This is a genomic window from Capnocytophaga sp. oral taxon 338 str. F0234 (assembly GCF_000192225.1).
Lineage (GTDB): Bacteria > Bacteroidota > Bacteroidia > Flavobacteriales > Flavobacteriaceae > Capnocytophaga.
The window spans coordinates 1,531,584-1,556,905 of the sequence record NZ_GL872413.1 but is presented as its reverse complement, the minus strand read 5'-3'; the positions used below and the strand labels follow the sequence as shown (position 1 = coordinate 1,556,905).

Below are 25,322 nucleotides of genomic sequence, written 5' to 3'. Positions count from 1 at the left end.
TATGAAAGTGAAAACAATCTTGGTCTCCCAACCAGAGCAGTCAGAGAATTCACCATATCACCAGATTATAGAAAAATATAAAGTAAAAATAGATTTCCGTCCTTTTACAGAAGTACAAGGAGTGACTGGAAAGGATTTGAGAACTCAAAAGATTGAACTTCAGAATCATACAGCTATTATTCTTACTAGTAGGAATGCCGTAGACCATTTTTTTCGAGTGGCAGAAGAAATGAGATTTAAAGTTCCTGATATGATGCGTTACTTTTGTCTTTCTGAAGCAGTAGCCTTTTATTTACAAAAATATATAACTTACAGAAAAAGAAAGATTTATGTAGGAAAAAAAGATTTTGCAGATCTTATACCATTTTTGAAAAAACATAAAGAAGAAAAGTTCTTTTTCCCTACTTCAGAAGTATTAAGCCCTACAATAGAAAAATCATTAAATGATTTAAAAATAGAGTGGAAAAGAGGTATCCTATTCAGAACTGCTCATGCTGATATTACAGATTTGAAAGATGTAAAATATGATGTAATAGCTTTCTTTAGTCCTGCAGGAGTAGAGTCTCTTTTCAAAAATTTTTCTGATTTTAAACAAGGAACTACTCGTATAGCTGTTTTTGGAGCTTCTACTCTTAAAACAGCTGAAGAAGCTGGACTGAGAATAGATATCCAAGCACCTCTTCCAGAAACTCCTTCCATGACAATGGCTTTAGAGAAATACTTAGAGAAAACGAACAAAAGATAATGGATATAAAAGACTACCTAAGTAGTCTTTTTTGCTGTGAACTAATTTTTAGAAAGGATAGAAGGCATCTTCTATATGCTCTAGGTGGTGTTCTGTATTATTTTTTATAATAGAAATAATATCAAAACGTACTTCCATATCTAAATTATTGATATTGATATAATGATTAGTTGCTTTAGCTAATAGTTTCATTTTTTGAGGATTTACAAAAGAATAGGGCTCTCCGTAATAAGCTGATCTTCTTGATTTTACTTCAACGATGATTAGTATGTTATTATACTTAGCAATAATGTCAATTTCTGCACTCTGCCAATAGAAGTTACGCACTAGAATTTCATATCCTAAATTCTCTAAATAAAGGACAGCTTCTTCTTCGGATTCTTTACCAAAGTCATTATGTTCAGCCATAAAATTATTTTTGTAATAGTTTGTTTTTTTATATGTTATCTGATACTTATTTTATGCAAAAGGCACTACAAGAAGCTGAGATAGCTTTTGAGCAAGGAGAGGTTCCTGTAGGAGCTATTATTACTATAAATGAAATTATCATAGCTAAAACTCATAATCTTACTGAAAGATTGGGTGATGTTACAGCTCATGCAGAGATTCAAGCCATTACTTCTGCCAGTGAATATATGGGAGGTAAGTATCTAACTAATTGCACATTGTATGTTACTCTAGAACCTTGTGTAATGTGTGCTGGGGCTCTTTATTGGAGTCAGATAGGCAAAATAGTTTATGCATCAACAGATGAAAGGCGTGGTTATCATCTCTATGGAAATCTTCTACATCCTAAGACAGAAGTTATTCATGGTATCTTAGAGAAAGAAAGTAGTCAATTACTTAAAAAATTCTTCCAACAAAAGAGGAATTTTTAGTCTTCTTCCTGCTCAGCGCGGGTATAAGCATTGATAATTTCTTTTACTAAAGGGTGTCTTACTACATCTTTATCATCTAACCAAAGAGTTCCAATACCTTTGATTTCTTTTATAATGTGTAGTGCTTCAATAAGCCCACTGGATACTTTTTTGGGGAGGTCTATTTGTCCAGGATCTCCCGTAATAATGAATTTAGCATTTTTTCCCATACGGGTAAGAAACATCTTCATTTGCACATAGGTAGTATTTTGAGCTTCATCTAAAATGACAAAGGCATTATCCAAGGTTCGTCCTCGCATAAAAGCTAAGGGGGCAATCTGAATAGTTCCATTCTCTATGAAAGAATTGAGTTTGTCAAAAGGAATCATGTCCAACAAAGCATCATAGAGTGGTTGCATGTAAGGGTCTAATTTTTCTTTTAAATCACCTGGAAGAAAGCCTAAATTTTCACCTGCTTCTACCGCAGGACGAGTTAGAATAATGCGTTTTACTTGTTTGTTCTTTAAGGCTCTCACAGCCAAAGCTACACTTGTGTAAGTTTTCCCTGTTCCAGCAGGACCTATAGCAAAAACCATATCATTTTTGCCAATTAGGTCTAATAACTTTTGTTGGTTGGGGGTCTGTGCACGAATGATCTTCCCTTTTACTCCATGTACAATAAAATCTCTATCTAAGAGTGTGGAAGGGAGTAGTATGCTATTGTCAGAAGTTAGGATACGTTCAATAGTATTTCTGTCCAGATGATTATATTTCTCAAAATGTAAGATGAGTTGCTCTAAGCGTTTTTCAAATTCATCAAGGAGTGATTCCTCTCCAAAAGCATGAATTTCATTACCTCTTGCCACTATCTTCACTTTAGGAAAGTAACTTTTTAAGAGGTCAATAGTACTGTTCTGTTCTCCGAAGAAAGCTTGCGGGTTTACTTCTAATAGGATAGTTCTTTGATTCAAATCTTATTTTTTGTCAAAATTACGTATTTTTTTTGAATTAGAAAAGAGAGGGTAATTTTATTTTTCAATTATAAAAAGAACTTCATAGAAAAATGGTTAATAGAAAAAAAAGTTATATCTTTGCCCTTTGATATTGTAACACAAAATATAATAATTACTAATGAAGAGTTTTAAAGAAAACGAAAATAACCCTCCTATAGTGCAAGCACAATTGCTTAAAAGACAAAAAAGGAATAGGTTACTTTTGTTTTTTATTTTTTTTCTTTTAATAGGAATCACTCTTTGTATCATTTATTCTACAGAATCTCTGATATCGTTAAAAAATACTTTGGCTCAAGAGAATTACTTGTTCTATTGGATGATATTGGCAGGTTGTGGGGCAGAGATCATTGCAGGCTCTATGGGGATGGGATATGGAGTCATTTGTGCCACTATATTACTGATAATGAATGTAGATCCTCGTGCTATTAGCGGTAGTATTCATGCATCTGAAACGGTTACGGCAGCAGCGGGGAGTATCAGTCATTTTAAGCTTAAGAACATGGATAAGGAACTCATTAAACGATTGCTTATTCCCGCTATTATAGGAACTGTGATAGGAGCTTTGTTATTACTTTATTTGGGAAATGAAGGTAATGGATTGGCTAAACTTACAAAACCTTTTATTGCGATGTATACCATTGTTCTGGGATTTAAAATTTTACGTAATGGTTTTCGTGGAAAGGTAGAGAATAAAGAGGTAAAGACCATTCCTCTGGGGCTCTTTGCAGGTTTTGTGGATGCTTTTACAGGAGGAGGATGGGGACCTTTGGTTACCAGTTCCTTTATCAAAAATGGTCATACTCCACGATATGTGATAGGAGTCTCTACTTTTACTAATTTTGCTATTACTGTAGTTAGTACAATTATTTTTATTACAGTACCTGAGGCTATTAATTGGCGCATTGCTTTAGGACTCATTATAGGAGGAGTAGTTACAGCACCTATTTCTGCTTTAGTTACTTCTAAACTTCCTCCGAGAAAGATATTCTTTATCATAGGATTTCTTATTATTATAATGGGATTCACTACTATTTATAAAGCTATTTTTTAATATTTAATTTTATGGATATAACAAAGTTAGAGGATGGAATTTATGCACAAATTCAGACAGCAAAAGGAGATATTCTTCTTCGCCTCACTTATGAAAAAACACCTGCTACTGTGGCTAATTTTGTAGCTTTAGCAGAAGGAAAAATGAAAAATACCGCTAAACCTATAGGGATTCCCTTCTATGATGGATTGAAATTCCATCGTGTAATAGCTGATTTTATGATTCAAGGAGGATGCCCTCAAGGAACGGGAGCAGGAACACCAGGATATCGTTTTGATGATGAATTTCATCCTGACCTAAAGCATGACCGAGCAGGAATTCTCTCTATGGCTAATGCAGGAGCTAATACCAATGGAAGTCAGTTCTTTATCACACACCGTCCTACGCCTCATCTGGATAATAAACATACTGTTTTTGGCTATGTAATAGAAGGTCAAGAGGTAGTAGATAGTATTGCTCAAAATGATAAGATAGAAGCAGTGAAAATTATACGAGTAGGACAGAAGGCTCAACAATGGGATGCTTTGAAAACTTTTGAAAAATTTAATGCTGAAAAGCAAGCTCGTATAGAAGCCGAAAAACGTAAACAACAAGAAGTTCTAAGGCAGATGACAGAAGGATTTGAAAAAACTACTTCAGGGCTCTTTTATAAAATCACAGAAAAAGGGAAAGGAAAAAAAGCAAAAAAAGGAGATAATGTAGCAGTACATTATACAGGAATGCTTTTGGATGGAAAAGTCTTCGACTCTTCTTTGTACAGAGGGAAGCCACTTAATTTTACTGTAGGAATAGGTCAGGTAATTGAAGGATGGGATGAGGGGATTCTTCTCTTAAGTGAAGGAGATAAGGCACGTCTTATAATTCCTTCTGACCTTGCTTATGGGGCACAAGGAGCGGGAGGAGTAATTCCCCCTAATGCACCTCTTATATTTGATGTAGAGCTTATAAGAGTATTATCCTAATCAAAGTAAAACTTGTTAAGTAGTAGTATCCAAAGAATTTTTGCAAGGGTTCTTTGGATATTTTTATACTCCATAAGCCAATATGAAACCTAAAATAATGACTCCAAGTTTTTGGTAATTAAACTTATGATTTTCTGAAGTTTCAAAAAGGATTACAGAAGAGATATGTAAGAAAATTCCTATTACAATAGCACTCATCTGTGTATGATATTTTACAAACTCAGGTACATAATTTACAAGGAAAGCCCCAAAAGGGGTCATCAAAGAAAAAAGAAATAGAAAAATAAATGTCTTTTTAGTGCCTATTCCCGAATCTAAAAAGAAAATGGTCAGTACCATGGCTATGGGTAAATGATGGATAAAAATACCGTATACCATGTTATTGTGTTCATGTAAAGGAAAACCTTCCAAAATAGAATGAATACTTAAGCTTATAAAAAGACCCCATGGAAATTGTGTTCTAAGTCCTTTGGCAGGAGAATGAAAATGCCCATGTTCCGCACCATGAGAGAAAAATTCTAAAATAATTTGCAAAAGTATTCCTATAATAATCCAGATACCTATATTCTTTATCTGAATATGGGAATGTGATTCTTCTATTATAGAATGATATACCTCTGGAATGAGTGTAAAAACAGTCATTCCCATTAGAAAAGCTCCACTGAAAGCTAAAAGCAGTTTGATACGATTTTTATTATTAGGTTTTACCCATAGGACGAAGCAAGCTCCTATAATAATGGAGAGAAAAGGAAGTAAATAATTTTTCATTCTGTATAGCTCAAAATAAGTGATGTTTTCAAGAGTGCAAAGGTAATTTATTTTTATGGAAGAAATGGCAAAAAATCATACAAAAAAATCAACTAAATATCGTATATTTGCAAGAAAATAATTATTCATGTATAAGTATCTTATTCGTCCATTATTATTCTTATTTGATCCTGAAAAAATTCATCGTTTTACTTTTTGTTGGCTTAAATTTATTAATAAAATTCCTTTAATCTCTAATCTGCTTAGGAGTCGTTACTTCCTTAGAGATAAGCGATTAGAGCGAGAAGTCTTTGGCATAAAGTTTCCTAATCCTATAGGATTGGCTGCAGGCTTGGATAAGAATGCAGAACTCTATACAGAACTTTCTAATTTAGGATTTGGCTTTATAGAAATTGGTACGGTAACCCCCAAGCCCCAACCAGGAAACCCTACCAAACGGCTTTTCCGTTTGGTAGAGGATAAAGGAATTATCAACCGTATGGGCTTTAATAATGATGGGGTAGAGGCAATCACTGCACGACTCAAAAAGAACAAGCATGTTATCATAGGAGGGAATATAGGGAAAAACAAATGGACAGAGAATGAGAAGGCACATGAGGATTATTTGTATTGCTTTGGACAACTAGCCCCTTATGTGGATTATTTTGTAGTGAATGTTAGTTCTCCTAATACACCTAACCTCCGTTCTCTTCAAGAAAAAGAGCCTCTTCAAAAACTCTTAACCCTCTTGCAGGAGGCTAATGGGAAACTTCCTAAATCTAAACCTATACTACTGAAAATAGCTCCAGATCTTACCGATGAGCAGTTATTGGATATTATAGATATAATTAAGCAAACTCAAATAGCAGGGGTAATCGCTACCAATACTACTATAAGCAGGAACGGACTGACTTCTCCTAAGCAGGTGGAGACAGGAGGTCTAAGTGGCAAACCGCTAGCCCAGCGTGCTACAGAGGTGATACGCTTCTTAGCCGAGAAGAGTAACCATGGCTTCCCTATCATAGGGGTTGGTGGCATACATTCTCCCCAAGATGCCTTGGGAAAATTTCACGCTGGAGCTTCTTTGATACAAATTTTTACAGGATTCATCTATGAAGGTCCTTCTCTTATCAAGAAGATAAACAAAGCAATACTCAATGAAAAGTGAAGAATGATTGTTCACTCTTCACTTCTTGCTATTCTTTTAATTAGTGTTTGAAATGACGTATACCAGTCATCACCATAGCGACTTGGTGAGCGTTGCAGTACTTTATACTTAGGTTGTCCTTGATAGACCCTCCTGGTTGTATGACGCTTCTAATGCCTTCTTTCTGAGCAATTTCTACACAATCAGGGAAAGGAAAGAAGGCGTCACTTGCCATAACAGCTCCTTGTAAAGAAAAGTTAAACTCTTTAGCTTTTTCAATAGCTTGCTTAAGGGCATCTACACGGCTTGTTTGTCCTGTTCCAGAGGCAAGGAGTTGTTTGTTCTTAGCCAGTACAATAGTATTGGATTTGGTATGCTTGCATATTTTGGAAGCAAAAAGCAAGTCTTCTAAGTCCTCAGCAGAAGGTTTTTGGTCAGTAACATAAGAAATGTCGGAAACAGCATCTGTCTTTAGATCTTTGTCCTGCCATAGATAACCATTTAGGCAAGAACGAATTGAGATTTGTGGCAATAAAGTTTCTTTTTGTACCAAAAGAATACGATTTTTCTTGTTTTCAAGGATTTTCAAAGCTTCATTTTCATAACCAGGAGCGATTATCACTTCGCAGAATAGAGGATTGATAGCTTCAGCTGTCGTTTTGTCTATAGGACGATTAGCAATAAGAATACCTCCAAAGGCAGAAACAGGATCGCAGGAGAGTGCAGTGTTATAAGCATCCAATAGGGTAGAGCGAGTGGCAATTCCGCAGGTGTTATTATGTTTTAAGATAGCAAAAGTAGGAGAGTCATTCATGAATTCGTTCATCAAATTTACTGCTGCATCCACATCTAATAGGTTGTTATAGGAGAGTTCTTTACCATGTAGTTTGGTGAAAAGAGCTTCAAAATCTCCAAAGAATACTCCTTTTTGGTGAGGATTTTCTCCATAACGAAGTGATTGTGCTTTGTCCTCACTTATACGTAGGCATTCTATAGAAAATTCTCTATTAAAATAGTTAAAGATGGCTGTATCATACCTTGATGAAGTAGCAAAAGCCTTTAAGGCAAGGGACTTCCTTTCTGAAAGATTTGTTTCTCCATTATTTTCGGATAGAATTTGTAACAGAATAGGATATTCCTCTTTAGAAGAAATACAAACAGTATCCTTGAAGTTCTTAGCAGCTGCACGGATAAGAGAAATTCCTCCTATATCTATCTTTTCAATAATATCTTGTTCAGAGGCACCATTAGCAACTGTTTCTTCAAAAGGATATAAATCTACAATAACTAAATCTATTTGAGGGATATTATAGGTTTCCATTTGTTCTTGGTCTGTAGGGTTTCCTTGTCGGTTAAGGATACCTCCAAATATTTTAGGATGTAGAGTTTTTACTCTCCCCCCCAGAATGGAGGGATACTCAGTAACATTCTCTACAGGAATGACAGGGATATTTAAGGATTTGATAAAGGCTTCTGTACCTCCTGTGGAATACAGAGTAATCCCCAATTCATTCATTTTATGAATGATAGGTTCTAATCCCTTTTTACTGAATACGGAAACTAAGGCTGATTGAATACGTTTTTTTTGTTCCATTTTTTGTAGATTTATTTAGATAATGAAAGTACAAAAGTAAACATTTCTAATATAAAGAACAAATTTTTATTTTTAAAAAAAGGCATGATTTTTTGTTAAAAAACTTTTTTAATTTAGAAAAAAAACGTAATATAGCGGTTGATTATAAGAATTCAATTTTATGGAAACCGAATATTATACTCCTGAAGAGAGTAAAGAAATAGCTAAAAGATATAAAGATCTATTGCGAGAGAGTTATCAGATTCTTAGTGAGGATGATAAGAAGCTTATTCGCAAAGCATTTGATATGGCAGTGGATGCCCATAAGGAACAACGTAGGAAAAGTGGAGAGCCTTATATATTTCACCCCATCGCAGTGGCGAAAATTGTAGCTTATGATATAGGCTTAGATGCTATTTCTATAGCATCAGCTCTGTTGCATGACGTGGTAGAGGATACTCCCATTACCATAGAAGAAATTGCTCAAAACTTTGGAGATACAGTCGCTAAGATAGTTAAAGGACTTACTAAAATTTCAAATCTTAGTCGTGATACGGATGTTTCTTTTCAAGCTGAAAATTTCCGAAAAATGCTCCTAACACTCAATGATGATGTCCGTGTTATCCTTATTAAAATTGCTGACCGTTTGCATAATATGCAAACAATGGATGCAATGCCCACCTACAAACAACAAAAAATTGCCTCTGAAACACTCTTTATTTATGCACCATTAGCTCATAGAATAGGACTTTATAATATTAAAACTGAGTTAGAGGATTTAGGACTTAAATATACAGAACCTGAACAATATTATGCCATTCTAAGTAAAATAGAGGAATCTAAAGAAGAGCAATTGCAGTATATAGAAGAGTTTTCCAATACTGTAAAAGCAGCTTTGGACAAAGAAAAAATTGATTATTATATTAAAGGACGACCTAAGTCTATTTATTCTATTTATAAAAAGATGGTCTCCAAGAAGATACCATTTGAAGAAGTATATGATAAATTCGCTATACGTATTATCTATAAAAGCACCCCTGAGAATGAGAAGTTCCTGGCTTGGAAGATATATTCCATCGTAACAGATTATTTTCGTCCTAATCCTACACGGCTTAGGGATTGGCTTTCTTCTCCTAAGAGTACAGGATATGAGGCTTTGCATATAACGGTGGTAGGTCCTAAGAACAAGTGGGTTGAGGTGCAAATTCGTAGTGATCGCATGCATGAAATAGCAGAGAAAGGATATGCTGCTCATTTTAAATACAAACACGGAGAACAGAATGAACGAGGTATAGAGATGTGGCTTAATCGGTTGCAAGAGGTCTTAGAAGATAATGAAGCTAATGCAGTTGAATTTGTACAGGAATTTAAAATGAATCTTTATGCAGATGAAATCTTTATTTTTACTCCTAATGGAGAAATTAAATCCTTACCAAAAGGTGCAACTCCCTTAGATTTTGCCTTCAGTATTCATACAGAAGTGGGAATGCATACTCGTGGAGCTAAGGTAAATGGAAAACTTGTTCCTTTAAATTATAAGCTCAGAAGTGGAGAACAAGTAGAAATTATCACAGCGGAGAATGCATCACCTAATCCTAATTGGTTGGATTATGCTACTACTACTAAAGCGCTTGCTAAGATTAAAGGAGCACTCAAAGAAAATCGTAAGAAGGTAGCTGAGGAAGGTAAGGAAATATTAAGACGTAAGTTAAAGCAACTTAAGATAATACTTGATGAAAAAGTAATTAATGATATGGTTACTTATTTTAAAACAAAAACCAGTCAAGATATTTTTTATCAAATGGCAACAGGGGAAATTAATAACCAGATGCTTAAGAATTTTGTAGGAAGTAGAAGTACTACTTCTGCTTTCTTTAACTTCTTCAGAAAGAAACCATCTACTCATGTAGTTCCTGAAAAATCTAAAGATGCTCATGAATATGACATGATTGTATTTGGAAAAGATGAACAAGTGTTAGATTATACTTTCTCAAAATGTTGTACACCTATTCCTGGAGATGAAATTTTTGGTTATATAGCTGTGAACGGAGGTAGTATAAAGGTTCATAAGAAGGATTGTCCCAATGCACTTTCCATGTTCTCCAATTATGCTTATAGAATAATTCCTGCTAAATGGGTAAAATCTACAGAAAGAGAGTATGAAACAACCATCAAAATTATAGGAGTAGATAGGAAAGGATTAGCTGCAGAAATTACCAATCATATTACTCATAAGGGGTTAGGAATGAATAATATTCAACTAATGAGTAAAGGAGGAATTTTTGAAGGAGAGATAACCCTTTTGGTTTCCAATACTGAATCCTTAAACTCCTTATTAGATAGTTTAAGAAAACTTAATGGGGTAGAAAAAGTCTTCAGAGAATGATTACAAATTAGAAAATATGAAAATAGCAGTGAATGTGAATGTGTAGGGGAGTTTGGTGGGACTATGGCTTTATAATAAGTTAGATAAAAAGATAATAAAAAAAGAGGCTGCCCTTTTTGGATAGCCTCTTTTCCATTAATCTAAAAACATTATTTGCTCCTTTTGGCGGCTAAAATAATCGCATTATAAGCATTCAATATTCTTCCAGATTTGCTAAGATTAGAAAAAGGCATAAGTTTTGACTCAGCACCTTCTTCCTCTCCAATAAGAACTTCTTTAATAGTAGGTACTATTCCTGATTCCATAAGAATTTGCTTTACTTCTCTGGCTTTAAGTTTAGGAAAATAAGCACGAATGAGGGCTGCTACTCCTGCTACTTCAGGGGATGCCATAGAAGTACCACTTAAGAATTTGTATTTATTTTCCGGTACAGTAGCATATATTTGCACCCCAGGAGAGAACAAATCTACATTATTTTTTCCATAATTAGAGAATTCAGCTACTAAATTTTCATTGTATTTGTAATTAAGAGCTCCAACGGTAATCATTGTATCTGTAAATTCTTTTCCATTGATATTGTCATCAGGAAAAGAAGTATTGGTATCCATGTTTTTTGTCTCATTTCCAGCTGCATTTACAATGAGAACATCTTTTTTAGCTGCATATTTTAGTGCATCATATACCCATTCTTTATGAGGGGAGAATTCTTTACCAAAACTGGTATTAATAACTTTTGCTCCGTTATCAATAGCATAACGCAAAGCAAGAGCTACATCCTTATCATATTCATCACCATAAGGCACAGCACGTACAGGAAGAATACGTACATGGTCGGCTACCCCATCCATGCCTATATTATTATGACGTATAGCAGCAATAATACCTGATACATGAGTACCATGCAAGGCTCCCTCGGCAGTAGGTCCTATTACATTATTATTCCCATAGATTTTGTCATTAATATCATCTGGGTTGTCCTTAAGAATTTTTCTTGGAGAAAAATCTTTATTTAGGTTATATTTTATACGGTCTTCATAATATTTTAATCCATCTTCGATATTTTCTAAAGTTTCTTTTACAGTAACTCCATTGCTAAGTAAGCGTTTCATACCACGTACAGCATCTGCTAACTGTGTTGATTCAATATTGATCTTATCTAAATCCTCTAAAGTATATTCTTTTTTAGCCAAATGGCTTTGGATAAGAGCATCACTCATGGAAATTTTTTCTTTTATTTGCGTAAGGCGTTCTATGCCCTCTTGAGACTCTTGGTACTCTTTCTTATAAGCCTTCTCTGCCCTCTTGTAATCGGGATTATTAGTATCTCCTGATTTGAGAATACGTACATATTCGAGATTATCTTGATTAATTTCTCCTAAGAAATTCCAACCATGTACATCGTCCACATAGCCATTTTTATCATCGTCAATTCCATTGTTAGGAATCTCTTTAGGGTTTGTCCAAATAATGGATTTAAGATCTTCATGGTTAATATCCACTCCGGAATCTACCACTCCTACAATAACAGTTTTTGCCTTTCTGCCTTCAAGAACTTTATAGGCTTTTTCTAAGCTAATACCTGGATAGCCAGTAGTAAGCAGATCTTGATGAGGCCAACTTTTTAACTCCTCTTCAGAGGGAGATGCTGGTTGGGAAGGAATTGTCTTTCCATCCAAAGTTTCAAGTGGCAAAGAAGCAATCTTAGAAGCTCCTCCACAGGCTACCATAAGCCCAGACAAAGCCACATAAAAAATAGGTTTTCTTGTATTCATTATGAAATCTTTTAAAAACTAATGCAAATGTACTACATTTTTTTCAAATAAAATAAATAAAAGATATATATTTTCCTTGAAAAGAAGTACTTTTGTCCCCTCAAATAATTTATGTTATAAGTCAATGAAGATAAAAGAAATAGTGAAGCTAACACTTCCCTTCTTACAGGAGAATAAGGTAATCCTTTATCCTACAGATACTATATGGGGATTGGGATGTGATGCCTATTCTTATCAAGGAATAGAAAGAATACGGCAGATAAAAAGAAGAGATATTAATAAGAATTTTATTCTTTTAGTCTCTTCCTTGGGTATGCTCAAGCAATATGTGAAAATACCCTCAGAAATAGTCTTCTTTTTAAAGAGTCAAACACGCCCAACTTCTGTAATATATCAAGAAGTTTGTAATAGTTATCTTCCTTTAGCAAAGGATAATTCCTTGGCTTTCAGAATAGTTCAGGATGAATTCTGTAGAGAGCTTATCAAAGCATTTGGAAAACCTATTATTTCTACTTCTGCAAATATAACTGGAGAACCAAGTCCTATGACATTCTCACAAATTAGTGAAGAGATTAAGAATTTAGTGGATTATATAGTTCCTTACCACCAGCAAAATCAAGAAGGAAAAACTCCTTCTCAGCTTGTAAAGATAGAAGAAGGAGAAATTATATTTTTAAGAAAATAAATTAAAAAAACAAAGAGGAAAAGTAGTTAATCAGTAAAAAAAGTATTATATTTGCACCACATAAAATAAAAATATTTATTTCCTATGAAAAGAGACCAACAGATTTTTGATCTTATCCAACAGGAGAAAGAAAGACAATTAAGAGGTATAGAACTTATTGCCTCTGAGAACTTTGTAAGTCCTGAAGTAATGGAGGCAGCAGGTTCTGTACTCACCAATAAGTACGCAGAAGGATATCCTGGAAAGCGCTATTATGGAGGATGTCAAATAGTAGACCAAGTAGAGCAATTAGCTATAGATCGTGCTAAGGCTCTCTTTGGAGCAGAATATGTAAATGTGCAACCTCACAGTGGTTCTCAGGCAAATGCCTCTGTATATGCAGCATGCCTTACTCCAGGTGATAAAATCTTAGGCTTTGACCTTTCTCATGGAGGGCACCTCACTCATGGTGCTGCAGTGAACTTCTCTGGTAAGCTTTTTAGACCTATTTTTTATGGAGTTGAAAAAGAAACAGGACTTTTGAATTATGATAAAATAGCTGAAATTGCTCAAAGAGAAAAACCTAAAATGATTATAGCAGGTTATTCAGCTTACTCACGTAATATTGATTTTAAGAGATTTAGAGAAATAGCGGATAGTGTGGGAGCTTTCCTTATGGCTGATATTGCACATCCAGCAGGGCTTATCGCTAAAGGCTTACTGAATGACCCCATCCCTCATTGCCATTTTGTTACTACGACTACTCATAAAACACTTCGTGGTCCGCGAGGAGGTATGATTATGATGGGAAAAGATTTTGAAAATCCTTTTGGTGCTAAGACACCTAAAGGGGAGATTCGGATGATGTCTTCCCTAATAGACCTATCTGTATTTCCAGGAAACCAAGGAGGACCTTTGGAACATATTATTGCTGCGAAGGCAGTATCCTTTGGGGAAGCACTCTCTGATGATTTCTTACATTATACAATTCAGATACAAAAGAACGCCAAGAAATTGGCACAGCTCTTAGTGGGAAAAGGCTACAATATCGTCTCAGGCGGTACTGATAACCACTTGATGCTCATTGACCTTAGAAACAAGAATATCAGTGGTAAGGAAGCAGAAACAGCTCTGGTAAAAGCCGATATCACAGCCAATAAAAATATGGTACCTTTTGATGATAAGAGTCCTTTTGTAACCAGTGGTATCCGTTTGGGTACGGCAGCGATTACTACACGGGGCTTGAAAGAAGGTGATATGGAAGTTATAGCCAATTATATAGATGAGGTTATTACCCATGCTAAGGATGAGAAGTTATTAGAAAGTATAGCTCAAAAAGTAAATAAATATATGTATGATAGACCTCTTTTTGTAGAGTAAGTGGATGTATTTGATTAAGTTTAATTTTAGAAGCTGTTAACTGTAAATAATTCTATTAGTTAGCAGCTTATTTTTTTGACTATACATTAATTTATTGAGAATTAATTTTTTAAAAATACGGGAATAGGAGTGAAAAATATTTTTTTAGTTTAGAAAAAATGTGTATCTTTGCACTTGCAAATCGGAAGTGATTTGATCGGGATGTAGCGCAGTTGGTAGCGTTCACGTATGGGGTGCGTGAGGTCGCTGGTTCGAGTCCAGTCATCCCGACTATTTTTTAATCTACCTTTTACATAGAAATGTTTCACAGATATATTAAAATAGTTATAGCAGTGCTTATTTTTGCATTTGCCATCTATCAATTTAGCTTGGGAAATATTGGAAATGGGATTTTTTTGATACTTCTTTCTCTTTTTCCGGTATTATTTTATTTCAAAAATGAATTTCTTATATTGGCTTTTTTAAGGCTCCGTAAGCAAGATATAGCAGGAACTAAGAAATGGCTTGATTATATAAAGAATCCTGAAACTGCTCTTATAAAGAAACAAAGAGGATATTATAATTATTTGTATGGAATAATCACATCACAGGTTAATCTTACTCAAGCTGAAAAATATTTTCGTACCGCCTTAAAATATGGGTTAAATATGAAATATGATGAAGCTATGGCAAGGTTGAGTCTGGCAGGAATATCAATGCAAAAGAGACGAAAAAGAGAGGCTCAAGAGTTCTTGACACAAGCTAAAAAATTAGATAAACAGAATTTACTTAAAGATCAAATTAGAATGATGCAAGAACAAATGAAGAAGATATAAATTTTTATTCTATTATGAAAAATAGTATTATCACTTTCCTTTTTCTTCTATTCATATTGCCTTTGTCGAGTTATGGACAAGTTCCTTTCTCAGTGCAAAAAATAGGGAATAAAGGGAATTCTATTTTATTTATTCCAGGGCTTGCCTGTTCTAGTGAAGTATGGCAAGATACTGTAAAAGAACTTAGCTCTAATCATACCTGTTATCTGCTTACCTTAGCAGGGTTTGCAGGGACTCCTCCAGTAAAAAATCCTAGTGTAGAGTATTGGGCAAATACCATTATCTCTTATATTAAAAAGGAAAAAATTAAGAATCCTGTGATTGTAGGACACAGTTTAGGAGGAATGCTTGCTATGAAAATAGGGGCAAAAGCACCTAAACTATTTCAGAAAATAGTAGTGGTAGATGCACTACCTGCGCTTGCTGCCCTTTCCAATGACAACTTTAAAGTAGATCCCAATAAGGATTGTACTCCTACTATCAAGGAATTAACAAGTATGTCCAAGGAGGCTTTCCAGCAAGCACAAACATCATCAATGGTTTACTATACTGAAAACAAGGAGAAAGTACCACAAATAGTACAATGGAGTGTAGATTCAGATAGGGGAACTATTGCAAAAATGGTCTGTGAATTATCTAATACAGATCTCAGAGAGGAGATACAACAGATACAGGTGCCTACTTTAGTCTTATTAGAGTCTGTTTTTAGCTTTTCAAAAAATAAAATAGAACAACAATACGCAAAGTTGCCTAAGAAAGAACTTAGATATGCCAATAAGGGGCTCCATTTTATCATGTATGACGACTATGATTGGTATATACAACAACTAAAAGAGTTTATTCAATAAAAGTAAAAGAATATAATATATGAAGAGAGGCTACCCGAAAAAAAGTAGCCTCTCTTTGTTAATAAGTAGTAATTTTGATCTACTCTTGAAAATACTTTGATTTGGTGAGTATAAAAAGGTTTTCGTCTTCAACGCCTATAAGTTCATGTTCTACATTGGCAGGAATATTATAGGTATCCAGTGCCTTTAGAAGAATTTCTTCTCCATTGATAAGGAAGCGTACTTCCCCCTTAATCATGACAAGGAAGGCAGGAACATCTGTAGTATGTTTTTTAAGGATTGCTCCTTTTCCCAAGGCTACACCTACCTGTTTGATTCCCTTTCCATTTTTTATCACAGATACAGTTTGCTTATCAGTACGATAGGAGAGCCTGTCCATTAAATTTTCCTTTTGTAGGCTTTTAACAAAGAGATAACCTTTCCCATTGACAGCTTGTATTTGGTGCTTTAAAAGGAGTTTTCTGGCGGCTTCAGCACGTTTCCCTGTTCTACAGAATAGGATAATATTGCTCTTTCCTTGAAATTGAGAAAGTTCTTTTTCTACACGATCTAAAGGAATGTTTATGGCATTTAGAGCACTTCCCTGGTTAAATTCCTTTTCAGTACGCACATCTACAAGGAAAGCATCTTTCTCATTAATAAGAGTAGCCAAGGATTTTTCTTGAGCATGAACAATCACTCCTAATAGGGAGATAATTGTTAGATAAAATATTTGATTTATTCTCATAAATATAAAATTAAGCATTTTTATTTCGTAATTTTTTCTCCCAATTCCAAGCAGAAAGAAGTGCTTCTTCAAGAGATAGCTTAGCCCTCCATTGGAGTTCCTTATTTGCTTTTTGAGTATCGGCATAAGCGGCAATGACATCTCCTTCTCTACGTCCTACTATCTTATAGGGAAGGTTTTGCCCACTTGCTTTTTCGAAGGCTTTGATAACTTCTAATACAGAACTCCCTTTTCCAGTTCCTATATTGAACACTTCATAATTACTTGAATTTCTATTTTGTAAAAGTCGTTCAAGGGCAGCCAGATGAGCTTCGGCTAAATCAACTATGTGAATATAATCTCGAATACAGGTGCCATCAGGAGTAGGGTAGTCATCACCATATACAGAGACAATTTCCCGTAACCCAATAGCTGTCTGTGTAATATAAGGAATCAAATTCTGAGGAATTCCATTGGGGAGCTCTCCTATAAGGGCAGATTCATGAGCTCCAATAGGATTAAAGTAGCGTAGAGAAATTGCCTTGATATTGGGTTGTACAGCACAAGTATCACGGATGATTTCTTCATTGATTTGTTTGGTGTTTCCGTAAGGACATTCTGCTTGTTTGAAAGGAGCGTCTTCCGTTACAGGGAGCTTGTCTGCTTGACCATATACAGTGCAAGAAGAACTAAAAATGAAGGCTGTATTTTCCCTTTTTTGGAGTTCCTGAAGAATATATATAAGGGAAGTTATGTTGTTTTCATAATACAAAAGAGGTTTTTTAACACTTTCACCTACTGCTTTTGAGGCAGCGAAGTGGATTACTCCGTCAATATTGGGGTAGCGATGGAAGAAATCTTGTACTTTCCCCTTTTCTCTGAGGTCTAATTGTTCAAAAGTAGGAGCTTTACCTGTAATTTGAGCAATTCTGTCCTTTACTTCAATAGAGGAATTGGATAAGTTGTCAATAATAATGACTTCATACCCTGCTTGCTGGAGAACTACAACGGTATGAGAACCAATAAAACCTAAGCCTCCTGTTACTAAAATAGTTGACATATATTTATTAAAAATTATAAAATTAAAAATTAATTGGGTATAATATGAACATCTGTTTGAGGAAAAGGAATCTCAATATTTTCCTTATCAAAGCTCAATTTCATTTGTTCTACTAAGTAAAAATGAGTATCCCAATAATTCTCAGTATTTGACCACACACGTAAAGAGAGATTGACGGAACTATCCGCTAATTCTTCCACATATACAATAGGTATAGGATCCTGTAAGGCTGTGGGACACTCTTTTGCTAAAGTATATAGTATTTCTTTTGCTTTTTTAAGGTCAGAACCATAGCCAATACCCACTATAATTTTATCTCGTCGTTTCTTAGTTCGAGAATAGTTAACAATATTATCAGAGAAGAGAGGCCCGTTGGGAATCATTACCTGTTCGTTTCCAAACTTAATAATGGTAGTATAGAACATTCCTATGCGTTCAACATTACCAATATGACCTTTCGTCTCTATAGAATCTCCTATACGAAAAGGTTTGAGAATAAGGAGCATAATTCCTCCCGCAAAGTTAGAGAGAGAGCCCTGCAAAGCAAGACCTACGGCTACACCAGCAGCAGCTAAAGCTCCTAAGAAGGAGGAAACGGGAACTCCTATTTTCTGGATAACAGTTAAGAAGAGGATAATGTAAAGAATCCATCTGAGTAGTTCGTTCACAAAGTTCTGGATTGTGGTATCAACGCTTCGGCTTATCATGATACGTTTTACAAACTTTCTGATAATCCTACACACCCATATTCCCACAACAAAGAGAATAATAGCTCCTATTAAATTAGGTAAAAAAGAAATAGTTTTATCAATAAACTTATTTAAAAATGCTTCAAAATCATTAAAAGAGGCAGGGCTTTGTTTCATAAGGTTCTATTTTTAGAGGTATTATTGTATAAAAATAGGGATTATATTGTATAGAAACAAGTACAATCCACTATCTTTTTGTATTTAGTCATGCAAATTAATCCAAAATTACTCCATTGTTTTAAAGAATTCCGTAAATTTTTCAGATATTGATCTTAAAAAGTTCTTATTCTCGGATTTACTTTCTTCTTCCTCTTCTTTTTTCTCCTCTTTTTCCATTTCAGAAATATTATTTATAGTAGGAGGGATAATAGGAGTTTCCTCTTTAGGTTGCTCCATTTCAGGAGTCAGTACAGTATGTGCTTCATTGGAAGTAAGCTCTCCATGTATTTGAGAGAAATCAATACGTTGTCCTTCTGAGCGTTCTCTTTCTATAGCATCTAACAATAACCCTATGGAAGTAGCATAGATAGGTGATTCCAATTCAGTAGAGGTATTGCTGGCTAAGTGTTCATTAGGAAGTCCAATGCGTGTAGGAAGTCCGGTTACATATTCTACTAATTGTCGCAAATCCTTTAACTCACTTCCTCCTCCAGTGAGGACAATTCCTGCTATTAGTTTTTTTCGGGGTTGATCATAACCATAGTTTTTAATTTCATTGAAAATAGCTCCAATAATCTCTTCCATACGGCAACGGATAATACGAGCTAAGTTCGTTACTTGTATTTCTAAGGGTTCTCTATCTTTGAGAACTTGAATATTGATAACTTCATTTTCCTTAGTATATTCAGGCCAAGCAGAGCCGAACTTAATTTTCAATAATTCTGCTTGTTTGTCAAAGACTCCACAACCTTCTTTGATATCTTTATCTATGATATTTCCGCCAAAAGGAACTACAGCAGTATAGCGAATGTATCCTTCTTTAAAAATAGCCAAGTCAGTAGTTCCTCCACCTATATCTACCAAAGCTACCCCTGCTTCTTTCTCTTCTTCGCTTAATACAGAAGCAGAAGAAGCTATAGGCTCTAAAGTAAGCCCTTTTAGTTCAACACCAGCTTTGGTTACGCAGCGGTGAATATTCTTGATAGGAGCCACTTGTCCTGTAACAATATGGAAAGTTCCTTCCAAGCGAGAACCAACCATGCCAATAGGATCATGAATATCATCTTGCCCATCTACTTTGTATTCTTGAGGGAGAATATGGATTACTTCTTCACCAGGAAACATATTTTTCATACTCATTACACGTAAGCAAAGAGCTTCTAAATCCTTAACAGTGATCATCTCATCAGCATTTTCTCGAATAATGTAATCAGAGGCTTTATCACTATGGATATGTTGTCCAGCAATTCCTACGTATGCTTCTGAGATGGAAACTCCTGCTTTGGCTTGTGCTTGTGCGACAGCTTGTTGTATGGAGTCAATGGTTTTTCCGATATTGCCTACCATGCCACGAGCAATACCTTGACTTTTAGCTTTGCCATATCCTAAAATTTCTAACTTACCATATTGGTTCTCGCTACCAATAATGGCAACGATTTTAGTAGTTCCTATGTCAATTCCTGCAATATATTTTTTCTGATTCATTTTAGCATCTGTCTTCATCTCTGATAATTATTTTTGCGTTTCCTTAAATTATATTTTGTGTTTTTTAACAAATTCACTAATTATCCTCTTCTGCTGAAGAGGGTTTTGTACAAACAACTTGATTATTGTATTGTAGATTTATCATTGTATATCTGTCTAAGAAATGATCTTTGGAGGCTTTTCTATAAAAAGCTTTCAGATTATTGAATTTTAGGGAAATATCTTGAGCGTTTCCTAAGCAGACTAAAAAATCAGCTCCTCTTAGTTTGGCATAGAACACTCCTTTATCGGCAATAACTTCTACTATATTTTCTTTTAGGAAGTTATCCTTGTATATATAGGAGAGAATAAGATGAGTGTCTTCCCATACAGTTTCTGTAATGCCACGAACGATGGGTACTCTTGCAGAATAAGCATTTGAAAGAGGCATTTGCTTACCTTGCATATCCATATAGTAGAATTGATCATTATTGACGATTCTTGCAATAGGCTCACGCTGCTTTACAATAACCTTTACAATACCATCAATAGTTAAGTAGATATCAGCATTTTCTACCATAGGATTAGCATCCAATCTTTTTTCTAATAAGTTGATATTTATCTCCTTAGTAAGGTATTCTTCTGGATTCTTTATTGAAAACAGCAAATTCTCAATAGCATCATTGGTAATATACTGAATGTTCTTAGGGCTTCCTAAGCGAGTAATGTCCACTTTTTGAATTTTCCTAATATTGTTACGATGATTAGCAAAAGATTGTAATATGATAGGAAAACCAATAATAATACTGATTTTCAATATATTAATGATTCTATTCCTTTTACTATTCATTGATAAAAAACACTCGCATTCTCTTAGCAAAGGTAGTGATAAATAAATTAAAAGTAATAGGTAAGTAAACTAAATTTATTAACAATAATCTATCACTTTTTTTAATAAAAAATTCACTATTTATGTATTTATATTTTCTGTATCTTTGTACCCAAATAGCAAGAAATAAAATGAAATTTCCGCAACCCTATACTTTAGAACAAATAGCCACGATTATTGGCAGCCGCTATATAGGTGATAAAGATTTTCCCGTATTGGGGATGAATGAGATACATGTAGTGCGGGAGGGAGATATTGTCTTTGTAGACCATCCTAAGTACTATGATAAAGCGCTACAATCCAAGGCTACTGTAGTACTCATTAACAAGGAGGTACCTTGCCCTGAGGGAAAAGCCTTACTTATTTCCGAGGATCCTTTTCGTGATTTCAATAAGCTCACCCGCTTCTTTAGGCCTTTTGAGAAAGCAACCACCCTTGTAGCAACCACTGCAAAAATAGGTGAAAATACTATCATTCAACCAGGGGCTTTCATAGGTAACCATGTAGTGATAGGTAAGAACTGTCTCATCCATGCTAATGTTACTATCTATGACCATTGTGTGATAGGTGATGAGGTAACTATCCACTCAGGAACCACTCTTGGTGCCGATGCTTTTTATTATAAAAAACGACCTGAAGGCTTTGATAAACTTCTCTCTGGCGGGCGTGTAGTGATAGAAGATCATGTGGACTTGGGAGCACTCTGTACGATAGATAGAGGTGTAACAGGCGATACCACTATCAAGCGAGGAACGAAAATAGATAACCATGTGCATGTAGGTCATGATACGGTAGTAGGGGAGGAGTGCCTAATTGCTTCCCAAGTGGGCATCGCAGGATGTGTGGTGATAGAGGATAGGGTAACCCTATGGGGACAGGTGGGTATCACCAGCGGGGTGACCATAGGCGAAAAAGCAGTTATTCTGGCACAGAGTGGTGTGACCAAATCCTTAGAAGGCAACCAGACTTATTTTGGATCTCCTGCTGAAGAAGCCCGTAAAAAATATAAGGAACTAGCTTCTGTAAGAAATTTTGCCAAAACACATTAGCCATTAGGGCATGCCGCAGATGAAAAAAGTACTGATAGTCACCTATTATTGGGCGCCAGCAGGAGGTCCTGGCGTACAGCGTTGGCTAAAATTTGTCAAGTACCTACGTGATTTTGGGATAGAACCTATCATATATACCCCAAAAAATCCTACTTATCCTATGGTAGATGCCCATATAGCCGATGACCTACCCCAAGACCTGACCTTACTTCGGACGAAGATATGGGAACCCTACGGCTTGGCCTCCTTCTTTTCCAAAGAGAAAACAAAGAAGATCAGTGCAGGGATTATCCCTACCAAGAAGTTCTCATGGGTAGACAAGTGTCTGCTATGGGTACGTGGGAATCTCTTTATCCCCGATGCTCGGGTACTATGGGTACGTCCCTCAGTGAAGTATTTGTCTGACTATGTTACTACTCAGGGCATAGATACTATTATCACCACAGCGCCCCCTCATAGCATACACCTCATAGGGTTACACCTAAAAGAAAAATACCCTACCCTACGATGGATAGCCGACTTTCGCGATCCGTGGACGAATATAGGTTACCATTCCCAACTTAGACTTACCGAGAGGTCAGCCCAGAAACACCTCGCCTTAGAGCGCAAAGTACTCCAGAGCGCCGATACTATTATCGTAACCAGTCCCAGCACCCAGCGGGAATTTACTGCAAAGACCTCAAAGCCCATTGTACTTATCACCAATGGCTATGATGATGATACCTTCGGGGAGGAAGTTCCCCTATCTCCCTACTTTATGCTCTCCCACGTAGGCTCCTTACTCTCTGAGCGCAACCCAGAAACCCTTTGGCAGGTATTGGGAGCCATGGCAGCAGAAAGCCCTGCCTTTAGGCAGGATTTACGTATATGCTTGGCGGGGAAGGTAAGTGAGGAAGTCTTTGTTACCATAGAGAAATATGGGCTTAGCTCCTCCTTGGAGTACAAGGGGTATCTAAGTCATACCGACGCACTGGCGCTACAGCGAAGCTCTCAGTTATTACTTCTTTTGGAAATCAATCACCCTAAGACAGAAGGCATTATTCCAGGAAAGCTCTTTGAGTATATGGCTGCACAACGTCCTATTCTTGCCTTGGGCTACTCGCAGTGGGATGTGAGAGAAATCATCGCTCAGACCCATACGGGTATTACTCTTTTGGTAACCGATGCTCCCGCTATTAAGCAAGCCCTTACCCATTACTATACCCTATATAAGGCAAATCAACTCCATACCCAGCCCACCTCCCTTGGTGCCTATCATAGAAAGGCACTTACCCAAAAGCTTAGTGAGGTGATTTTGGAGAGAGGAAAAGGCTAAAGGGAGTAAAAAAATGATATTTTTAGTAGGTAGATTAATCCAATTCCACTCTATATTTGTAGCCCTATCATCTATGAAAAAGCTGTACCATCGCTGATATCAATAGGGAATAAATGGCTGCCATCTAACCATCCTCCGTCTCTTGTCTTCTTTATTGTTTTACTGAAATAGAGCTTAGGAAAGTATTCTTTTCTGTATAAGCTTTTTGACTGTCATTCATAAGAATACATTGGAAAGAGACAGCCCTACCGCGGACAAATAGAATAACATTCCCCCTATTAGTAACTTCTCCATTCATAGGATTAATTGCAGAAAAACTATATTTTTTGCCATAGAACTTACCTTTTTTGATAGATTGTATTTCAGGTTCACTTTCAGAATTAGCTAAAGCTCCTTGTATAAAATGATTAAGAAAACTTTCTGCAACCTCTTTTTTCTCAGCTTCAGAGAAGTTTTTCTCAGCCATAAGATACTCCGCTCTACGAGGGACATCAGCTATGATAGCCATAAAAATAGCATTATCTGTTTGGGTTATATATTGCCGAGCTCCTTGCTCTGTCTGGTATATAGGCGTATTAGGAAAAGTAACCCATACCCCATTATCTACCTCTTTCTTCACTTGGGAGAAAAGAGAGGTTGTGAGTAAAAGGCTAAAGATAATTGTAATGGTTTTCATAAATTTCTATTTGAATAATCCTTTAATACTTGTAAAGCTCCAATATATCTACTATCTTTATAATCTTTTTTGAATAGATTAATTTTTTCAGAATCTTCTACATTCCAATAATAGTAGTAATATTTTCCTCTTGGATATAAATGAGGGTTATCAAAAAAATCTTCTTCTATATCTTCTTTCAAAATTCTGCATTCTCCTACATTTATTTTAGGCTTTGCTTGGCTATCTAAAAAAGCCTTCACATAAGCATTTCCCATCATAAGGTTTTTTGATATTCCATTAAATCCTCTTCTCTCCTGATAGAAGAAATCACCATAGGCAATATTTGTTGTTAGCATATAATCGGCTTCCAACATTTTCAGATTGATTGATCTTACAATTCCTAATAAAATTTTTAATTTCTCTTCTTTTGGAGTATCTTTTGTAACATATAAAATACCACAATCAGAAATAAAAATTCCATTTATGTCACGACAGGCTTGTAATTCATCATAACCAATTTGATAGAATTTATCTAAAACTCTAGATGCTTTATTTTCTTCACTCATCATTGCCTTAAATCCACAAATATCAATAAAGGCAACAAATGTTTGACCAGAAAAATTGTTCAACATATTATTTATTTTTTAGATTATTTAAATTTTTACACCCTATAGAGAGTTCTTTAAAATGAGCCAGTTCGCAGGATTTTTCATACCTATAAAGCTCTTGCTTGATTAGCTTCCATTTCTAAAACAGACTTACTCATAATTATCTTAAATAATATTCTTTTTCAGCAAGTTGGATCTCTATAATAGGATATTCTTTGGGATTATTTGCTGGTTTATATTTTATTACAAATATATTTTTATCACCTATCCAAGTCCATTTTTTTTGATTTTTATTTGAACTTACATTAGTAGGTGTGCCAAACTTTATAGTATATTTATCTATAATTTCATTATAAACATCAATAATATTATATTTTTCTCTTATTTCGAGTTCCATAAAAATACTTATTATACTCTCTTTTTCATAATTGGAGTGAAAAGGGAATGATTTTAGTTCTTCTTTTGTAAAAGAATTTGCAAAAGAATCATTTTTTATTTTTTCTTCATCCCATTTTCTAGTACAAACTATTTTGAAATTTCTTATATAGGGATATATTGCATACTTTCCTATATATAAACCTAAAAAACTACGATATATAATATAATCATTTTCTTCACTTCGAAGAAGAAGTTCTTTATCATCATTGCTATATATTTCTCCAATTTTAAGACCACCTAATGTAGGGTCATCGTCTACACTTTAAA

Annotated in this window: 25 protein-coding genes and 1 tRNA gene; 13 read left to right on the top strand and 13 right to left on the bottom strand. The window is 35.2% G+C overall.

Annotation, left to right across the window (positions count from 1 at the left end; all coding sequences use genetic code 11):
• Window position 1: 1 nt before the first annotated feature.
• The gene (locus HMPREF9071_RS07100; protein ID WP_009745928.1) at window positions 2-745 is read left to right on the top strand and encodes a uroporphyrinogen-III synthase; all 744 of its coding nucleotides are present in this window, start codon (window positions 2-4) and stop codon (window positions 743-745) included.
• A gap of 48 nt (window positions 746-793) precedes the next feature.
• On the opposite strand, the gene HMPREF9071_RS07095 is transcribed toward HMPREF9071_RS07100, so the two are convergent.
• On the bottom strand, window positions 794-1,153 hold the full coding sequence (locus tag HMPREF9071_RS07095; protein WP_009745927.1) for a YraN family protein: 360 nt from the start codon (window positions 1,151-1,153) through the stop codon (window positions 794-796).
• Between the two features lie 32 nt (window positions 1,154-1,185).
• Here HMPREF9071_RS07095 and HMPREF9071_RS07090 point away from each other — a divergent pair, with 32 nt between their 5' ends.
• On the top strand, window positions 1,186-1,623 hold the full coding sequence (locus HMPREF9071_RS07090; RefSeq protein ID WP_009745926.1) for a nucleoside deaminase: 438 nt from the start codon (window positions 1,186-1,188) through the stop codon (window positions 1,621-1,623).
• Here HMPREF9071_RS07090 and HMPREF9071_RS07085 read toward each other — a convergent pair.
• Window positions 1,620-2,573 carry a PhoH family protein gene (locus tag HMPREF9071_RS07085; RefSeq protein WP_009745925.1) on the bottom strand — a complete coding sequence of 318 codons (954 nt, stop codon included), beginning with the start codon at window positions 2,571-2,573 and terminating at the stop codon, window positions 1,620-1,622. The two genes, HMPREF9071_RS07090 and HMPREF9071_RS07085, sit on opposite strands and share 4 nt — an antisense overlap.
• A gap of 160 nt (window positions 2,574-2,733) precedes the next feature.
• Between HMPREF9071_RS07085 and HMPREF9071_RS07080 the strand changes: the two genes are divergently transcribed.
• Both HMPREF9071_RS07080 and HMPREF9071_RS07075 read left to right on the top strand, forming a co-directional pair.
• The gene (locus tag HMPREF9071_RS07080) at window positions 2,734-3,666 is read left to right on the top strand and encodes a sulfite exporter TauE/SafE family protein (protein WP_009745924.1); all 933 of its coding nucleotides are present in this window, start codon (window positions 2,734-2,736) and stop codon (window positions 3,664-3,666) included.
• A gap of 11 nt (window positions 3,667-3,677) precedes the next feature.
• A complete protein-coding gene (locus HMPREF9071_RS07075) occupies window positions 3,678-4,628 on the top strand; it encodes a peptidylprolyl isomerase (RefSeq protein ID WP_009745923.1) in 951 nt (316 codons plus the stop codon).
• Between the two features lie 63 nt (window positions 4,629-4,691).
• Here HMPREF9071_RS07075 and HMPREF9071_RS07070 read toward each other — a convergent pair whose 3' ends face one another.
• Complete coding sequence (locus tag HMPREF9071_RS07070) at window positions 4,692-5,396, bottom strand: ZIP family metal transporter (protein WP_009745922.1); 705 nt, start codon at window positions 5,394-5,396, stop codon at window positions 4,692-4,694.
• A 127-nt stretch (window positions 5,397-5,523) separates the two neighbouring features.
• On the opposite strand from HMPREF9071_RS07070, the gene HMPREF9071_RS07065 reads away from it, so the two are divergent.
• Window positions 5,524-6,543: a quinone-dependent dihydroorotate dehydrogenase gene (locus HMPREF9071_RS07065; RefSeq protein ID WP_009745921.1), complete on the top strand. Its 1,020-nt coding sequence runs from the start codon at window positions 5,524-5,526 to the stop codon at window positions 6,541-6,543.
• Between the two features lie 40 nt (window positions 6,544-6,583).
• Here the strand turns inward: HMPREF9071_RS07065 and purH are convergent, their stop codons facing one another.
• Window positions 6,584-8,116, bottom strand: coding sequence for a bifunctional phosphoribosylaminoimidazolecarboxamide formyltransferase/IMP cyclohydrolase (gene purH, locus HMPREF9071_RS07060; RefSeq protein WP_009745920.1), 1,533 nt, complete (start codon window positions 8,114-8,116; stop codon window positions 6,584-6,586).
• 160 nt (window positions 8,117-8,276) lie between these two features.
• Between purH and HMPREF9071_RS07055 the strand changes: the two genes are divergently transcribed.
• Window positions 8,277-10,481, top strand: a complete 2,205-nt coding sequence (locus HMPREF9071_RS07055; RefSeq protein WP_009745919.1) for a bifunctional (p)ppGpp synthetase/guanosine-3',5'-bis(diphosphate) 3'-pyrophosphohydrolase — start codon at window positions 8,277-8,279, stop codon at window positions 10,479-10,481.
• Window positions 10,482-10,630: 149 nt separating this feature from the next.
• On the opposite strand, the gene HMPREF9071_RS07050 is transcribed toward HMPREF9071_RS07055, so the two are convergent.
• Window positions 10,631-12,253 carry a S8 family peptidase gene (locus HMPREF9071_RS07050; RefSeq protein WP_009745918.1) on the bottom strand — a complete coding sequence of 541 codons (1,623 nt, stop codon included), beginning with the start codon at window positions 12,251-12,253 and terminating at the stop codon, window positions 10,631-10,633.
• A 124-nt stretch (window positions 12,254-12,377) separates the two neighbouring features.
• Here HMPREF9071_RS07050 and HMPREF9071_RS07045 point away from each other — a divergent pair, with 124 nt between their 5' ends.
• The 5 genes from HMPREF9071_RS07045 to HMPREF9071_RS07025 all read left to right on the top strand — a co-directional run bounded on the left by HMPREF9071_RS07045 (window position 12,378) and on the right by HMPREF9071_RS07025 (window position 15,960).
• A complete protein-coding gene (locus HMPREF9071_RS07045) occupies window positions 12,378-12,938 on the top strand; it encodes an L-threonylcarbamoyladenylate synthase (protein WP_009745917.1) in 561 nt (186 codons plus the stop codon).
• Between the two features lie 84 nt (window positions 12,939-13,022).
• On the top strand, window positions 13,023-14,297 hold the full coding sequence (glyA, locus tag HMPREF9071_RS07040; RefSeq protein WP_009745916.1) for a serine hydroxymethyltransferase: 1,275 nt from the start codon (window positions 13,023-13,025) through the stop codon (window positions 14,295-14,297).
• Between the two features lie 197 nt (window positions 14,298-14,494).
• A tRNA-Pro gene (locus HMPREF9071_RS07035) sits at window positions 14,495-14,567 on the top strand.
• Window positions 14,568-14,596: 29 nt separating this feature from the next.
• On the top strand, window positions 14,597-15,112 hold the full coding sequence (locus tag HMPREF9071_RS07030; RefSeq protein ID WP_009745915.1) for a hypothetical protein: 516 nt from the start codon (window positions 14,597-14,599) through the stop codon (window positions 15,110-15,112).
• A 14-nt stretch (window positions 15,113-15,126) separates the two neighbouring features.
• Complete coding sequence (locus HMPREF9071_RS07025; protein WP_009745914.1) at window positions 15,127-15,960, top strand: alpha/beta fold hydrolase; 834 nt, start codon at window positions 15,127-15,129, stop codon at window positions 15,958-15,960.
• Between the two features lie 79 nt (window positions 15,961-16,039).
• On the opposite strand, the gene HMPREF9071_RS07020 is transcribed toward HMPREF9071_RS07025, so the two are convergent.
• From HMPREF9071_RS07020 to HMPREF9071_RS07000, 5 genes are all read right to left on the bottom strand, one after another.
• A complete protein-coding gene (locus HMPREF9071_RS07020; protein ID WP_040358412.1) occupies window positions 16,040-16,687 on the bottom strand; it encodes a rhodanese-like domain-containing protein in 648 nt (215 codons plus the stop codon).
• A gap of 10 nt (window positions 16,688-16,697) precedes the next feature.
• Window positions 16,698-17,726 (bottom strand): UDP-glucose 4-epimerase GalE, encoded by a 1,029-nt coding sequence (galE, locus tag HMPREF9071_RS07015; RefSeq protein WP_009745912.1) that lies wholly within the window; start codon window positions 17,724-17,726, stop codon window positions 16,698-16,700.
• 29 nt (window positions 17,727-17,755) lie between these two features.
• Window positions 17,756-18,592, bottom strand: a complete 837-nt coding sequence (locus tag HMPREF9071_RS07010; RefSeq protein ID WP_009745911.1) for a mechanosensitive ion channel family protein — start codon at window positions 18,590-18,592, stop codon at window positions 17,756-17,758.
• A 108-nt stretch (window positions 18,593-18,700) separates the two neighbouring features.
• Window positions 18,701-20,137, bottom strand: a complete 1,437-nt coding sequence (gene ftsA, locus HMPREF9071_RS07005; RefSeq protein ID WP_009745910.1) for a cell division protein FtsA — start codon at window positions 20,135-20,137, stop codon at window positions 18,701-18,703.
• Window positions 20,138-20,195: 58 nt separating this feature from the next.
• Entirely contained in the window at window positions 20,196-20,915 is a 720-nt protein-coding gene (locus tag HMPREF9071_RS07000; protein WP_253908266.1) for a cell division protein FtsQ/DivIB, read from the bottom strand.
• 203 nt (window positions 20,916-21,118) lie between these two features.
• Between HMPREF9071_RS07000 and HMPREF9071_RS06995 the strand changes: the two genes are divergently transcribed.
• Both HMPREF9071_RS06995 and HMPREF9071_RS06990 read left to right on the top strand, forming a co-directional pair.
• On the top strand, window positions 21,119-22,036 hold the full coding sequence (locus tag HMPREF9071_RS06995) for a UDP-3-O-(3-hydroxymyristoyl)glucosamine N-acyltransferase (RefSeq protein WP_040358067.1): 918 nt from the start codon (window positions 21,119-21,121) through the stop codon (window positions 22,034-22,036).
• Between the two features lie 19 nt (window positions 22,037-22,055).
• Window positions 22,056-23,351 (top strand): glycosyltransferase, encoded by a 1,296-nt coding sequence (locus HMPREF9071_RS06990; RefSeq protein WP_040358066.1) that lies wholly within the window; start codon window positions 22,056-22,058, stop codon window positions 23,349-23,351.
• Between the two features lie 151 nt (window positions 23,352-23,502).
• Here HMPREF9071_RS06990 and HMPREF9071_RS06985 read toward each other — a convergent pair whose 3' ends face one another.
• The 3 genes from HMPREF9071_RS06985 to HMPREF9071_RS06975 form a co-directional block, all read right to left on the bottom strand.
• The gene (locus HMPREF9071_RS06985) at window positions 23,503-24,027 is read right to left on the bottom strand and encodes a hypothetical protein (RefSeq protein WP_009745906.1); all 525 of its coding nucleotides are present in this window, start codon (window positions 24,025-24,027) and stop codon (window positions 23,503-23,505) included.
• Window positions 24,024-24,641: a hypothetical protein gene (locus HMPREF9071_RS06980; protein ID WP_009745905.1), complete on the bottom strand. Its 618-nt coding sequence runs from the start codon at window positions 24,639-24,641 to the stop codon at window positions 24,024-24,026. The genes HMPREF9071_RS06985 and HMPREF9071_RS06980 overlap by 4 nt, the downstream gene beginning before the upstream one ends.
• A gap of 136 nt (window positions 24,642-24,777) precedes the next feature.
• Window positions 24,778-25,014 carry a hypothetical protein gene (locus tag HMPREF9071_RS06975; RefSeq protein ID WP_009745904.1) on the bottom strand — a complete coding sequence of 79 codons (237 nt, stop codon included), beginning with the start codon at window positions 25,012-25,014 and terminating at the stop codon, window positions 24,778-24,780.
• Window positions 25,015-25,322 lie beyond the last annotated feature (308 nt).

Coding starts and splice junctions, on each gene's coding strand:
- HMPREF9071_RS07055 (WP_009745919.1), top strand. CDS start 8,277: ATGGAAACCGAATATTATACTCCTGAAGAGAGTAAAGAAATAGCTAAA.
- HMPREF9071_RS07050 (WP_009745918.1), bottom strand. CDS start 12,253: ATGAATACAAGAAAACCTATTTTTTATGTGGCTTTGTCTGGGCTTATG.
- HMPREF9071_RS06980 (WP_009745905.1), bottom strand. CDS start 24,641: ATGTTGAACAATTTTTCTGGTCAAACATTTGTTGCCTTTATTGATATT.
- purH (WP_009745920.1), bottom strand. CDS start 8,116: ATGGAACAAAAAAAACGTATTCAATCAGCCTTAGTTTCCGTATTCAGT.
- HMPREF9071_RS07025 (WP_009745914.1), top strand. CDS start 15,127: ATGAAAAATAGTATTATCACTTTCCTTTTTCTTCTATTCATATTGCCT.
- HMPREF9071_RS07075 (WP_009745923.1), top strand. CDS start 3,678: ATGGATATAACAAAGTTAGAGGATGGAATTTATGCACAAATTCAGACA.
- galE (WP_009745912.1), bottom strand. CDS start 17,726: ATGTCAACTATTTTAGTAACAGGAGGCTTAGGTTTTATTGGTTCTCAT.
- HMPREF9071_RS07045 (WP_009745917.1), top strand. CDS start 12,378: ATGAAGATAAAAGAAATAGTGAAGCTAACACTTCCCTTCTTACAGGAG.
- HMPREF9071_RS07030 (WP_009745915.1), top strand. CDS start 14,597: ATGTTTCACAGATATATTAAAATAGTTATAGCAGTGCTTATTTTTGCA.
- HMPREF9071_RS07010 (WP_009745911.1), bottom strand. CDS start 18,592: ATGAAACAAAGCCCTGCCTCTTTTAATGATTTTGAAGCATTTTTAAAT.
- HMPREF9071_RS07070 (WP_009745922.1), bottom strand. CDS start 5,396: ATGAAAAATTATTTACTTCCTTTTCTCTCCATTATTATAGGAGCTTGC.
- HMPREF9071_RS07100 (WP_009745928.1), top strand. CDS start 2: ATGAAAGTGAAAACAATCTTGGTCTCCCAACCAGAGCAGTCAGAGAAT.
- HMPREF9071_RS07080 (WP_009745924.1), top strand. CDS start 2,734: ATGAAGAGTTTTAAAGAAAACGAAAATAACCCTCCTATAGTGCAAGCA.
- ftsA (WP_009745910.1), bottom strand. CDS start 20,137: ATGAAGACAGATGCTAAAATGAATCAGAAAAAATATATTGCAGGAATT.
- HMPREF9071_RS06975 (WP_009745904.1), bottom strand. CDS start 25,014: ATGGAACTCGAAATAAGAGAAAAATATAATATTATTGATGTTTATAAT.
- HMPREF9071_RS06985 (WP_009745906.1), bottom strand. CDS start 24,027: ATGAAAACCATTACAATTATCTTTAGCCTTTTACTCACAACCTCTCTT.
- HMPREF9071_RS06990 (WP_040358066.1), top strand. CDS start 22,056: ATGAAAAAAGTACTGATAGTCACCTATTATTGGGCGCCAGCAGGAGGT.
- HMPREF9071_RS07090 (WP_009745926.1), top strand. CDS start 1,186: ATGTTATCTGATACTTATTTTATGCAAAAGGCACTACAAGAAGCTGAG.
- HMPREF9071_RS07065 (WP_009745921.1), top strand. CDS start 5,524: ATGTATAAGTATCTTATTCGTCCATTATTATTCTTATTTGATCCTGAA.
- HMPREF9071_RS07095 (WP_009745927.1), bottom strand. CDS start 1,153: ATGGCTGAACATAATGACTTTGGTAAAGAATCCGAAGAAGAAGCTGTC.
- HMPREF9071_RS07020 (WP_040358412.1), bottom strand. CDS start 16,687: ATGAGAATAAATCAAATATTTTATCTAACAATTATCTCCCTATTAGGA.
- glyA (WP_009745916.1), top strand. CDS start 13,023: ATGAAAAGAGACCAACAGATTTTTGATCTTATCCAACAGGAGAAAGAA.
- HMPREF9071_RS06995 (WP_040358067.1), top strand. CDS start 21,119: ATGAAATTTCCGCAACCCTATACTTTAGAACAAATAGCCACGATTATT.